Annotated in this window: 13 protein-coding genes; 10 read left to right on the top strand and 3 right to left on the bottom strand. The window is 64.7% G+C overall.

Annotated elements, in window-relative coordinates:
* Window positions 1–27 precede the first annotated feature (27 nt).
* From rimM to PVU19_RS18930, 6 genes are all read left to right on the top strand, one after another.
* Window positions 28–537, top strand: a complete 510-nt coding sequence (rimM, locus tag PVU19_RS18905) for a ribosome maturation factor RimM (protein WP_050661397.1) — start codon at window positions 28–30, stop codon at window positions 535–537.
* Window positions 538–540: 3 nt separating this feature from the next.
* Window positions 541–1,335 (top strand): hypothetical protein, encoded by a 795-nt coding sequence (locus PVU19_RS18910; protein ID WP_050661396.1) that lies wholly within the window; start codon window positions 541–543, stop codon window positions 1,333–1,335.
* A 53-nt stretch (window positions 1,336–1,388) separates the two neighbouring features.
* Window positions 1,389–2,192: a tRNA (guanosine(37)-N1)-methyltransferase TrmD gene (gene trmD / locus PVU19_RS18915; protein ID WP_050661395.1), complete on the top strand. Its 804-nt coding sequence runs from the start codon at window positions 1,389–1,391 to the stop codon at window positions 2,190–2,192.
* A gap of 252 nt (window positions 2,193–2,444) precedes the next feature.
* Entirely contained in the window at window positions 2,445–2,828 is a 384-nt protein-coding gene (rplS, locus tag PVU19_RS18920) for a 50S ribosomal protein L19 (protein WP_050661394.1), read from the top strand.
* A gap of 11 nt (window positions 2,829–2,839) precedes the next feature.
* Window positions 2,840–3,061, top strand: coding sequence for a 50S ribosomal protein L31 (gene rpmE, locus PVU19_RS18925; RefSeq protein ID WP_050661393.1), 222 nt, complete (start codon window positions 2,840–2,842; stop codon window positions 3,059–3,061).
* A 141-nt stretch (window positions 3,062–3,202) separates the two neighbouring features.
* Window positions 3,203–3,400, top strand: coding sequence for a hypothetical protein (locus tag PVU19_RS18930; protein ID WP_160316346.1), 198 nt, complete (start codon window positions 3,203–3,205; stop codon window positions 3,398–3,400).
* Window positions 3,401–3,440: 40 nt separating this feature from the next.
* On the opposite strand, the gene smc is transcribed toward PVU19_RS18930, so the two are convergent.
* Window positions 3,441–6,896 (bottom strand): chromosome segregation protein SMC, encoded by a 3,456-nt coding sequence (gene smc, locus PVU19_RS18935; protein ID WP_050661429.1) that lies wholly within the window; start codon window positions 6,894–6,896, stop codon window positions 3,441–3,443.
* Window positions 6,897–7,094: 198 nt separating this feature from the next.
* Between smc and PVU19_RS18940 the strand changes: the two genes are divergently transcribed.
* The gene (locus PVU19_RS18940; protein ID WP_050661392.1) at window positions 7,095–7,568 is read left to right on the top strand and encodes a GNAT family N-acetyltransferase; all 474 of its coding nucleotides are present in this window, start codon (window positions 7,095–7,097) and stop codon (window positions 7,566–7,568) included.
* Here the strand turns inward: PVU19_RS18940 and PVU19_RS18945 are convergent.
* Window positions 7,565–7,729 (bottom strand): hypothetical protein, encoded by a 165-nt coding sequence (locus PVU19_RS18945; protein WP_050661391.1) that lies wholly within the window; start codon window positions 7,727–7,729, stop codon window positions 7,565–7,567. The two genes, PVU19_RS18940 and PVU19_RS18945, sit on opposite strands and share 4 nt — an antisense overlap.
* Window positions 7,730–7,976: 247 nt before the next feature.
* Here PVU19_RS18945 and cobO point away from each other — a divergent pair, with 247 nt between their 5' ends.
* The 3 genes from cobO (at window position 7,977) to PVU19_RS18960 (ending at window position 11,152) form a co-directional block, all read left to right on the top strand.
* Window positions 7,977–8,588 (top strand): cob(I)yrinic acid a,c-diamide adenosyltransferase, encoded by a 612-nt coding sequence (gene cobO, locus PVU19_RS18950; RefSeq protein ID WP_050661390.1) that lies wholly within the window; start codon window positions 7,977–7,979, stop codon window positions 8,586–8,588.
* A 64-nt stretch (window positions 8,589–8,652) separates the two neighbouring features.
* Window positions 8,653–9,420 carry an FCD domain-containing protein gene (locus PVU19_RS18955; protein WP_050661389.1) on the top strand — a complete coding sequence of 256 codons (768 nt, stop codon included), beginning with the start codon at window positions 8,653–8,655 and terminating at the stop codon, window positions 9,418–9,420.
* A gap of 250 nt (window positions 9,421–9,670) precedes the next feature.
* Window positions 9,671–11,152, top strand: a complete 1,482-nt coding sequence (locus tag PVU19_RS18960) for a D-alanyl-D-alanine carboxypeptidase family protein (RefSeq protein ID WP_050661388.1) — start codon at window positions 9,671–9,673, stop codon at window positions 11,150–11,152.
* Between the two features lie 63 nt (window positions 11,153–11,215).
* Here the strand turns inward: PVU19_RS18960 and ccoS are convergent, their stop codons facing one another.
* Window positions 11,216–11,374, bottom strand: coding sequence for a cbb3-type cytochrome oxidase assembly protein CcoS (gene ccoS / locus PVU19_RS18965; RefSeq protein WP_037241323.1), 159 nt, complete (start codon window positions 11,372–11,374; stop codon window positions 11,216–11,218).
* Between the last annotated feature and the right edge of the window lie 3 nt (window positions 11,375–11,377).

An 11,377-nucleotide genomic window follows, 5' to 3' on the forward strand; every position in this document is an offset into this window, starting at 1 on the left:
TGCAGGTCAAAACCGTGAGAGAGCAGCATGAGCGACGATCACCGCATCTGCGTGGGGGCCATAGCCGGAGCCTTCGGCGTCAAGGGCGAATTGCGCCTCAAGAGCTTCACCGCCTCGCCCGAGGATATCGCCGACTATGCGCCACTCAGCACCGAGGACGCCAGCCGCAGCTTCGATCTGACCCTGACAGGCCAGACCAACAATGCCCTCACCGCACGCTTTCCCGGCATCGCCACCAAGGAACAGGCCGACGCCCTGCGCGGCGTGCGGCTCTACGTGCCCCGGGACCGATTGCCAAGCCTGCCGGATGACGAGTTTTACCACGCCGACCTGATCGGGCTCGACGTGGTCGACACCGGCGGCACAGCGCTGGGCCGGGTCAAGGCGGTGCTCAATCACGGCGCGGCAGACCTCTTGGAAATCCACGGCCCCGGCCTCAAATCCACGGTGCTTCTGCCCTTTACCCGCGAGGCGGTGCCGACGGTCGATCTGGCAGCAGGACGCATTGTTGCGGACCCGCCCGAGGGGCTGTTCTAGGCGATGCGCATCCTGCTCCATCCCGGTTTTCACAAGACCGGCACGTCGAGCCTGCAACGCGGGGCAACCGCGCAATTCGACACGCTCGCCCCGCGCCTTCAGCTAATGCTGACCCCTGACCTGATCGAGGCCGCCCGTGTTGCGCGGCACTACTCCGAACGCCTCACGCAGACCGATCTCGACCGCTTCAGCGCTGAATTTCAGCGCGCTGTCGCAGACCGGGACAACAGCGACAGACGTCCGCTTCTCATCAGTTCCGAGGTGCTGAGCGGGCATTTGCCCGGCCTAAGGGGGGTCAAGACCTATGCCGCCGCCCCGATCCTTGCCCGCAGCGCGGTCAAGGTTTTGCAGCGGCATTACGGCCCTGAGGCGCAGATCACCGTCTGGTTCACCACCCGGGACCCCGAGACATGGCTGCGCAGCCTCTACTGGCAGAACCTGCGCGCGCAACGCCTGACCGAGGAGTTCGAGCCGTTCCGCGACCGCATGGCCCCCGCCGCCGATCACGCCCATATCATCGAGGAGGCGCGCCGCTGTCTCGGTGCCAAAGCGCAGGTAGAGACCGCCCGGATCGAGGATATCGGCCCCGACCCCCTTGGTCCCTTGGGCGAGGCATTGCGGCGTCTTGGCGTTGCGACAGACAACCTTGCGACCCTGCCCCAACACAACACCCAGCCCGAGAACGCGGCGCATGACTTTCTCACACTCAACCGCTCTGCATTGGGTGACGAGGCGCTTGCCGAGGCCAAGCGCAAGGTGCTGCGCCGCTACCGTCGCGCCGAACAGTCCGATAGCTGAGCCGCGCAAAACCCCTTGCCTGCCCCCCGATCCAAAGGCTAAGCGGCAGCATCATGAGTGACACACCCAAATCCCACGGGCGCAAATCCATTCGCGCCACCCTGCAACCGCGAGAGCTGATCACCCCCACGCCGGAGCTTGCCCGCGCGTGGAAGGCGCAGGTCATTACCCTTCTGCCGCAGGCATTCCCCGGTGTTCTGGGCGAAAGCCTGACCGGCCGCGCGCTCAAGGACGGGCTTTGGTCGCTCGCCCCGGTCGACCTGCGCCCCTTTGGCGAGGGCAAGCACCGCAATGTCGATGATACCCCCGCCGGTGGCGGCGCGGGCATGGTGCTGCGCGCAGACGTGATGGGCCGCGCCATCGACCGCGCACAGGACAGCGCACCGCGCGGCGCACCGCTCATTTACCTCAGCCCGCGCGGGCGACGCTTCGATCAGGCCATGGCGCAGCGCCTTGCGCAAGGGCCCGGCGTGACGTTGATTTGTGGCCGCTTCGAAGGGCTGGATGAGCGCGTGATCGAACATTACGGCATCGAAGAGATCTCTCTGGGCGATTTCGTGATGACCGGCGGCGAGATCGCGGCACAGGCCGTGATCGACGCCTGCGTGCGGCTACTGCCCGGGGTTCTGGGCAATGCCGAGAGCGCCGTCGAAGAAAGCCATTCGAGCGGCCTCTTGGAGCATCCGCATTACACCCGCCCCGCCGAATGGCAGGGCCGCCCGATCCCCGAGGTGCTGACCTCGGGCGATCACGCCAAGGTGGCGGAATGGCGGCGCGAGATGTCCGAACGCCTCACTGCCACGCGCCGCCCGGACCTGTGGGACCGCCACCTGAAATCCCAACGCGACAAGGCTTGATCCGCCCCTCGATTGCGCCTATACACCGCGCAGTCTGGAATCGGCATCGCTGTTCCGGGCGTGTTTCTTGTGGCACATCACACCGCCCGGCCTTCTTCGGCCCCGAGGGGTGCCCGCGGAAACGACTGAACAAGACAAGGACGACCCTGATCTCTGGCGGGCGCGGCATGCGGACCCGGAAGAAGACCAAGAGCTCTGAGGGACGCAAACCACCTTTGCGGGGAAAACCGCAAGCAGATCAGGAGAATAGCGATGGATATTATCGCTCAGTTGGAGGCGGAACAGATCGCCTCGCTCGGGAAAACCATTCCCGATTTCAAGGCCGGCGACACGATCCGCGTCGGCTACAAGGTAACCGAAGGCACGCGCACTCGTGTGCAGAACTTCGAAGGCGTCTGCATCAGCCGCAACAACGGCAAGGGTATCGCAGGCTCGTTCACCGTCCGCAAGATTTCCTTTGGCGAAGGCGTGGAGCGCATGTTCCCGCTCTATTCGACCAATATCGAGCATATCGAGGTGGTGCGCCGTGGCCGCGTCCGCCGCGCCAAGCTCTACTACCTGCGCGCGCGCCGTGGCAAATCGGCTCGTATCGCGGAAGACACCCATTACAAGCCCCTCAAGGGCAAGTCGGCGTAAGGACTGGCAAGATGAAAAAAGAAATCCATCCCGATTACCACCTCATCGACGTCAAGCTGACCGATGGCACCGTCGTGCAGATGCGCTCGACCTACGGGGCCGAGGGCGACACGCTCTCGCTCGACATCGACCCCTCGGTGCACCCGGCTTGGACCGGCGGCTCCTCGCGTCTGATGGACACTGGCGGCCGCGTGTCGAAGTTCAAGAACAAGTATGCTGGCCTCGGATTCTGAAGCCACGGGCAGACCGAAGAGTGATCACGCCGTCCTTCGGGGCGGCGTTTTCTGTTTGTGCGGGGCGCGCTTTACTTTTTGCTAATGAATCGGCAGTATATCAAGCATTCGAAAGTTGTTTTCAGTCTGAGCACCGAAAACGTGACCCTGCGGAGCGCCAACTCCGCAGGGTCTTCTTTTTCAGGAACTCAAAGTCCCGTCAAAAGCCGGATGACCGTGACCAACAACGTTCCCGCTGCCAGAAAGACCATCCATTTTCGAAAATTGCTTTCATTCAGCCTGATCACCTCCTTCTGCTGCAATGGATTGCAACAAAAATACACCACCGGGCCGACGTGAAGGAAAGGTTAAAATACGTCGTCGATGTGTGTGAATGTGCTCAGGCCACCATGGCTTCAGCCTTCTTGAGGTCCACCGAGACAAGCTGACTGACCCCCTGCTCGGCCATCGTCACCCCGAACAGCCGGTCCATCCGGCTCATCGTCACGGCGTGGTGGGTGATGATCAGGAACCGCGTCTCGGTGCGGCGACACATTTCATCAAGCAGGTCGCAGAAGCGTGTCACATTGGCGTCATCGAGCGGCGCATCGACCTCGTCGAGCACGCAAATGGGTGCGGGATTGGCGAGGAAGACCGCGAAGATCAGCGCCAGCGCCGTCAAGGTCTGCTCGCCGCCTGACAGCAGGCTCAGCGTCGAGAGTTTCTTGCCCGGCGGCTGGCACATGATCTCCAGCCCCGCCTCTAGCGGGTCGTCGCTCTCGACCAGCACGAGATTGGCCTCGCCCCCGCCGAATAGATGCCGGAAGAGCAGCGTGAAATTCGAATTGACCTGCTCGAAGGCGGTCAGCAGGCGTTCCCGCCCCTCGCGGTTGAGGCTGGCAATCCCGCCGCGCAGCGTCTTGATCGCCTCTTCCAGATCGGCCTTTTCCGTGACCAGCGTGTCGTGTTCTTCCTGCACCTCTTTGGCATCCTCTTCGGCGCGCAGGTTCACCGCACCAAGCGCATCGCGCTGCCGTTTCAGACGGTTCACATCCGCCTCGATGGCGTCGGAACCGGGCATGGTGTCAGGATCGGCCCCAAGGCTTTCCAGCAGTGCGTCGGGCGTGGTATCCATGGCCTCGCCAATCCGCTCGGCGGCCAGATCGCGGGTCTCGCGCGCGGCATCGACGCGGGCTTCGGCGCGGGCCCGCGCCTCGCGGGCCTCCGATGCCTGCCGCTCAGCCTCGCGTTCATCGAGCCCCGCCTGCCGCGCCGCCCCTTCGGCGGTCGAGAGCGCATCGGCGGCCTCAGCCCGGCGCGCCTCGCTGCGGGTGATCTCTTCGCCCAGTTCCGCGCGTTTGGCGGCGAGGATCTCGGGCGTCGCACTCGCATCGGCCAGTTCTGCCTCTGATGCATCCTTGCGCTCTGCCAATTCGGCGCTGCGCTTCTCGGCGGTCTCCAGCCGGTGCCGCCAGCCGCTGACTTCTTTGGCAATCTCCTGGCTGCGGCGGGTTCGCCGCTCACCCTCGCGGCGCAATTCATCTGCCGCCGAACGCTTGGCCATCATCGTCATGCGCGCGGCCTCGACGGTCATCTTGATGTCTTCGAGATCGGCGCGCGTTGCCTCCAGGTCGCCCAGGCCGGACAGCCCATTTTCGGCCTCTGCCAGCCCCTTGCGCGCCGCCATCGCCTCCTCTTCGTGGCGCGTCACCGCAAGGCCAGAGGATTCGAGCCGCGACCCGGCAAGATTGCTGTCTGCCTCGGCCCGGCTCAGCGCGCGATTGGCCTCGTTGACGGCGGCATCCGCCGACCGGCGCGCCTCGCGCGCGGCGCGGTCCTTCTCGGTGCAGTGCGCCAGTTGCTCGCGCAGCGCCTCATGCGCGCGCATCGCCCCGTCGGCGCGCGCGGTGGCATGCTCCAACTGCTGCTTCAGTTCTTCCAGCCGGTTCAGTTGCTGTAGCCGCAACGCGGCCGCCGAGGGCGCGTCCTCGGCCCAGGCCCGGAACCCGTCCCACCGCCACAGATCGCCCTCTGTGCTGACCAGCCGCTGACCGGGTTTCAACAGCGGCTGCAAACGCGGCGCATCCTCGGCGTCGACCAAGCCGATCTGCGACATGCGGCGCGCCAGAACCTCGGGCACCGAGACGTGGTTGGTCAGCGCAGTGACCCCCTCGGGCAGAGGCTGCGGCGTCTGGTATCCGGGCAGGATGGTCCAGCCCGAGGGGCCATCGGCCCCGACCTCGGGCGCGCGCAGATCGTCGGCAAGCGCCGCGCCAAGCGCCTTTTCGAAGCCTTGCTGCACCTGCAGACGGTCCATGATCTGACCGCCCTCGGCGGTGTCGCGCTCCACCAGTTTTGCCAGCGCCGTAACCTCGGCGCGCAGGGCGTTCACCTCGCCCTCGGCCTCCGATCGCGCGGCACGCGCCTCGGCCTCACGGGTCTGCGCCTCGGCGCGGGCCTCGTCGGCGGTCACCAGCGCGGCCTCGGCGGCCTCAGCCGCCGCCACCGCCTCGGCTTCGGCCTTGGCCGCCGCCGCCTGATCGGTCTCGGCCTTGCGCAGCGCCTCGAGCGATCCGGCCTGTGTGGCGCGGGCGCGCTCGGCCTCAGTCTCGCTCTTCGCCAGCGTCTTGCGGCAATCCTCGATCAGGCGCTGCGCCGATTGGTGCCGCGCCGAGAGCCGCGCCATGTCCTCGGTCATCTGGCTCAGATCGCTTTCACGCTCCTGCAAAACGCGGGCGGCATCGCGTGCCTCCTCCTGCGCGGCCTCCAGACGCCCCTCATGCCCCTCGGCCCCCTTGGCCAGCTCCGCCGCCTCCCAGTCGAGGCGCTTGATCGTCTCACCCGCATCGTGGTTCAGCCCGGTCTCGCGCTCGATATCACGGGCAAGCTGCGCGATGCGCCCCTCCAGCGTCTCGATCCGGTCGCGGGCATTGGCCTCCTGTTCCGACAGGGTGTCGCGCTGCACGGTCAGCCGTTGCAGGATTGCCCCCGCGATCGCCTCTTCTTCGCGCAAGGCAGGCAGGGCATCGTCGGCTTTGGTGCGCGCCTTGGCGGCCTCGCGCGCAGCCGCTTCGGCGCGTGCCGCCGCCGTGGTGCGCTCGCGCAAGTCCTCCTCAGCCCGCGCGCGCGCCTGATCCGCCTCTTTCCAACGGCGGTAGAGCAACAGCCCTTCAGCGAGCCGTAACTCCTCGCCAATCTGGCGATAGCGCGCCGCCTGCTTGGCCTGCCGCGCCAGTTGCGCCAATTGCGCGGCCAGCTGCTCGACCACATCATCGACGCGGGTCAGGTTGGTCTCCGCCGCGCGCAGCTTCAACTCCGCCTCGTGGCGGCGCTGATAGAGGCCGGAAATCCCCGCCGCCTCTTCCAGAATACGCCGCCGCGATTTCGGCTTGGCGTTGATCAGCTCCGAGATCTGCCCCTGCCGGACCAGCGCAGGCGAATGCGCGCCGGTCGAGGCATCGGCAAACAGCATCTGCACGTCGCGGGCACGCACATCCTTGGTGTTGACCTTATAGGCGCTGCCCACGTCACGAGTGATCCGGCGCACGATTTCCAGATGATCGGCATCGTTGAACCCGGCCGGGGCGAGCCGGTCGGAATTGTCGAGATGGATCACCACCTCGGCGAAATTGCGCGCGGGCCGGGTCGCGGCCCCGGCAAAGATCACGTCCTCCATCCCGCCGCCGCGCATCGCCGAGGGGCGGTTCTCACCCATCACCCACCGCAGCGCCTCCAGCAGGTTCGACTTGCCACAGCCGTTCGGCCCCACCACCCCGGTCAGGCCATCGGCGATGATCAGGTCGGTCGGGTCGACAAAGCTCTTGAAGCCGGTCAGTCGGAGTTTGGAGAACTGCACGCGCACCTCGGGTCTGGCGATTCCATCAAAGCAGAATGTGACCAGCCCGCCGCGATTCTGTCAACGACCAACCACAGGATATGGGGCGAACAGGTCAGTTATCCACACGATATTGCGGGTTTTCGCCGAAATCGCGCCACTTGCACCGCGCCGAGGGCCTGCTAACCTTGCCCGCGTTCCCCGCCGGAGAGACCCGAAATGCCCGCACGCGCCACAGATACGCCCTACCGGATCATCCCCGCCGACCCGAAAGGGCCAGACGCGACCGCGCTGCTCTCCGCAAGCCACGCGCTCATGCAATCGCTGTTCCCGCCCGAGGACAATTTCTTTCTCGATATCGACGCGCTCTGCGCGCCCGACATCCGATTCTTCGTCGCGATGGAAGGGACGACCTGCCTCGGCACCGGCGCGCTTGCCCTGCGCGACGGCTATGGCGAGGTGAAATCCATGTTCGTCGATGAGGTCGCGCGCGGGCGCGGGATGGCCGACGCGATCCTGCGCCGCATCGAAGGCGAGGCCCGCAGCCTTGGGCTTGCCGCTCTGAAATTGGAGACCGGCAACGTCCTGCACGCCGCGCACCGTCTCTACGCCCGGCACGGCTTCACCCCCTGCGGGCCCTTCGGCGATTATCCTAACTCGCCCTCGTCGATCTTCATGGAAAAAGCGCTTTAGGCTTTCTTTGGGGCCTGCGCCTTGGCCTTTAGCCGCGCCACAAGTTCTTCCTTGGTGGGTCGCTTGCCGAACGGGTTCTTTTGCGATCCGGGCGCGTTGTGCTCCTTGTGACGCGGGGCATTGCTGCCTTTCTTCGGCGCGCCTGCTGCCTTGTAATCCATGATTCTGGCCCTTTTGGCTCTGCAAACCCGACGGGGCTCGCGATGTGGTTGTTCTGGCGACAAAACCGCGCGTGATCAAGCCGCATATCGCCGTGGCAAGCAAGGACGGCGATCATCGCATGGCTCAAGGCGAACCGTGCCCCCGAAACGATAGACGAAGGCGTGCCACGCACGCCGAAAACCCTTGCACACGCGCGCGTCTCTGCCAAAAGTCCCCCGCAAAGCATCGTGACGCAGGAGAGAACGCATGGCCCTCGACCCCGAAGTCCACAAGGAAAAGATGAAGCGCATAAAGGCCGCTCGCGACAAGATCATGGCGACCAAGACCGAGGAAAAGGGCCTGATCATCGTCCATACCGGCAATGGTAAGGGCAAGAGCAGTTCCGGCTTCGGCATGATCCTGCGCTGCATCGGCAACGGCATGCAATGCGCCGTGGTGCAGTTCATCAAGGGCAGTATGCCAAGCGGTGAGCGCAGCCTGCTGAAAGACAGGTTCAGCGATGTCTGCGCTTTCCACACCATGGGCGAGGGCTTTACCTGGGATACACAAGACCGCGAGCGCGACACCGAGATGGCGCAGGCCGCCTGGGAAAAGGCCAAGGATCTGATCCGCGACGAGGCCAACTCGATGGTGCTGCTGGACGAGATCAACATCGCCTTGCGCTACGACTATCTCGACCTCGACGACGTGCTGCTGTTTCTGGCAGAGGAAAAGCCGCCGATGACACATGTCGTGCTGACCGGGCGCAGCGCCAAACCCGAGTTGATCGACCTCGCAGACCTTGTCAGCGAGATGAAAGAGATCAAGCACCCGTTCCGCAGCCAGGGCGTCAAGGCGCAGCCGGGGGTCGAGTTCTGATCACGCCGCTTGCCGCAAGGAAAAATTGGTCATATCGTATAACCAATTTTCAAGGGGCGCGCGCATGCCATTTCAAAAGGTCACACCCGAGAAACTCTCTACCGCGGTGACACGGCAGATCGAGAAACTGATCCTGCGCGGCATCCTGCGCCCCGCCGAACGCCTACCCGCCGAGCGGGAGTTGGCCGACAAACTGGGCGTGTCGCGCCCGTCCCTGCGCGAGGCGATCGCCGAGTTGCAGGACAAGGGCCTGCTGACCACCCGCGCCGGGGCGGGTATCTACGTGGCCGATGTCCTCGGCAGTGCCTTTTCCGACGCGCTGATCCGGCTCTTTGCTGATCACGACGAGGCGGTGTTCGATTATATCGGCTTTCGCCGCGATCTCGAGGGGCTGGCCGCCTGCCGCGCCGCGCGCCTTGCCTCGGATACCGATCTGCAGGTGATCCAGACCATCATGGACAAGATGGAAGCTGCACATAAAAAGACCAACCCGGCGGACGAGGCGCGGCTCGATGCCGAGTTCCACATGGCGATCATCGAGGCCAGCCATAACGTGATCATGCTGCACATGATGCGCTCGATGTTCCAGCTGCTGCGCGAGGGCGTGTTCTACAATCGGCAGGTGATGTTCAAGCAACGCACCACGCGCGGTGCCCTGCTCGATCAGCACCGGGCGATCAACACTGCGATCCAGGCCCGCGACCCCGACGCCGCCCGCGCCGCGATCAACGCCCATCTAAACTACGTGGAAAAGGCCCTCGCCGATCAGCAAAAGGCCGACCGCAACGAGGCCATCGCGCGGCAACGCTACGAGCACGAACAATCTCGCTGAAAAATCAGGCAGGCGCCCTGGCCCGGGACAGATGTCTTTTGACAAAAGCAAGCTCCGCTGTTCCCGGTTCCGAGGTTCATCTTGAGGGCCAACCGACAACACCTACTACATGTTGCCTCAGTACCGGGCGGCACGTTCAAAAACTCGTTGTAAACGAATACTTTAAAAGAAAAACCTCTTGTGCTATGGTTAAGTTATAAAACACGTCAGCCGAAAAATCGGCGACACGAGGCAGTAAAAGAGCGGTTCTATGAAAACACGGGGCAGGCAGCCGATCCGTTGGGGATTGGTGGCGTTCGCGACCTTCTGGATGTTGGTGATCGTGCCGTTGAGCGCGGCAGCGGCACCCTACGCAGGTCTTGTAATGGATGCGCGAAACGGCAAGGTGCTTTATGCACGAAATGCCGATACGCGACTGCATCCGGCCTCGCTCACAAAGATGATGACGCTCTATGTCGTGTTCGAGGCGGTCGAGAACGGCGAGATCAGCCTTGATGACAAGGTGCGGATTTCCAAGTTCGCGGCCAGTGAACCGCCCAGCAAACTCGGTCTGCGCGCGGGCCAGACCATCGCCCTGCGCTACCTGATCCGCGCGGCGGCGGTCAAATCCGCCAATGACGCGGCCACCGCCCTCGCCGAGGCGATCGAAGGGTCCGAGGCACAGTTCGCCCGGCGCATGAACCGCACCGCCAAGGCGCTCGGCATGACCCGTACTTCGTTCAAGAACGCCCATGGCCTGACCGAGAGCGGTCACTTGTCCACCGCGCGCGACATGACGATCCTCGGGCGGCACCTGTTCTACGACTATCCCGATTATTACAATCTCTTCTCACGCATCACGACCCATGCAGGGGTGCGCTCTGTCAGCCATACCAATCGCCGTCTGCTCCAGAGTTACAGCGGCGCGGACGGGATCAAGACCGGCTATACCCGCGCGGCAGGCTTCAACCTGACCGCCAGTGCCGAACGCGGCGGCGAACGGATCATCGCCACCGTCTTCGGCGGCAATTCGACCACCTCGCGTAACGCCAAGGTCGCGGAACTGCTCGACCTGGGCTTCAGCAAGGCCCCGAGCCGGGTTGCCCTCGCCCGTCCGGCCCGCCCGTCCTATCTGGGCAAGATGGGTAGCCAGCCGGTGATGATCGCCGCCGGTGGCGCACGCCCCGAGCTTGCCGGCAAGACCGTGCGCCTCGCCGCTGCCGCCGCCGTCCGCAAAAGCCTGCGCCCCCGACCCCGGCCCGGCGCAGAGACCACCCCGGTGCTCATCGCCGATAGCGGCGACATCGAACGCGCGCTGCTTGCGGCACAGGACAGCACCGTCGAGACAGGCACCCCGGACGAGACAGCCACGCAGACCGCACAGGGCAGCACCGCCATCGCCGAGGCGATCAATGCCGCCATCCGGCCGGAACCCCGCCCCAAGGACATCACGCTTGCAAGCGCCGAGGCCACGGACCCGGTGGCAGAGGTCGTGACCCGCGTCTCCACCTCCGGCGGGCGGCATTGGGGCGTGAACGTCGGCCGCTTCCCCAGCGAGTACAAGGCCCGTCAGGTGCTCTTGCAGACCGCGCTCAGCGAAATGGCAACGCTCGACGGCAGTCTGCGCAAGGTCGTGAAACGCCCTACAGGGTTTGACGCGAATTTCATGGGCATGACCCGCGACAGCGCCGATCTTGCCTGCCGCCGGTTGCAGGCCAAGCAGGTCACCTGCTTTATGATCGGGCCAAGCTGACCGCAGAGGTCTTGGGGGCCCGCCCCCAAACCCCCGGAGTATTTTCGGAAAGATGAAGAGCGGTCAGGGTTTGGGGTGGTCGTCCCAGTCATCCGACAGGATACGCCGCGCGTCGCCCTCGGGGTCGTCATACTGGTTGCTGCGCACCGTGTAGACAAAGGCCACGAGGCCAACACCCCCCAAGATCAGAGATATCGGGATCAGATAGGTGAGGATATTCATCGC

It is taken from the genome of Roseovarius tolerans (assembly GCF_028885395.1).
In the GTDB taxonomy this organism is placed as follows: Bacteria; Pseudomonadota; Alphaproteobacteria; order Rhodobacterales; family Rhodobacteraceae; genus Roseovarius; species Roseovarius tolerans.

Coding starts and splice junctions, on each gene's coding strand:
- rimM (WP_050661397.1), top strand. CDS start 28: ATGAGCGACGATCACCGCATCTGCGTGGGGGCCATAGCCGGAGCCTTC.
- PVU19_RS18910 (WP_050661396.1), top strand. CDS start 541: ATGCGCATCCTGCTCCATCCCGGTTTTCACAAGACCGGCACGTCGAGC.
- trmD (WP_050661395.1), top strand. CDS start 1,389: ATGAGTGACACACCCAAATCCCACGGGCGCAAATCCATTCGCGCCACC.
- rplS (WP_050661394.1), top strand. CDS start 2,445: ATGGATATTATCGCTCAGTTGGAGGCGGAACAGATCGCCTCGCTCGGG.
- rpmE (WP_050661393.1), top strand. CDS start 2,840: ATGAAAAAAGAAATCCATCCCGATTACCACCTCATCGACGTCAAGCTG.
- PVU19_RS18940 (WP_050661392.1), top strand. CDS start 7,095: ATGCCCGCACGCGCCACAGATACGCCCTACCGGATCATCCCCGCCGAC.
- PVU19_RS18945 (WP_050661391.1), bottom strand. CDS start 7,729: ATGGATTACAAGGCAGCAGGCGCGCCGAAGAAAGGCAGCAATGCCCCG.
- cobO (WP_050661390.1), top strand. CDS start 7,977: ATGGCCCTCGACCCCGAAGTCCACAAGGAAAAGATGAAGCGCATAAAG.
- PVU19_RS18955 (WP_050661389.1), top strand. CDS start 8,653: ATGCCATTTCAAAAGGTCACACCCGAGAAACTCTCTACCGCGGTGACA.
- PVU19_RS18960 (WP_050661388.1), top strand. CDS start 9,671: ATGAAAACACGGGGCAGGCAGCCGATCCGTTGGGGATTGGTGGCGTTC.
- ccoS (WP_037241323.1), bottom strand. CDS start 11,374: ATGAATATCCTCACCTATCTGATCCCGATATCTCTGATCTTGGGGGGT.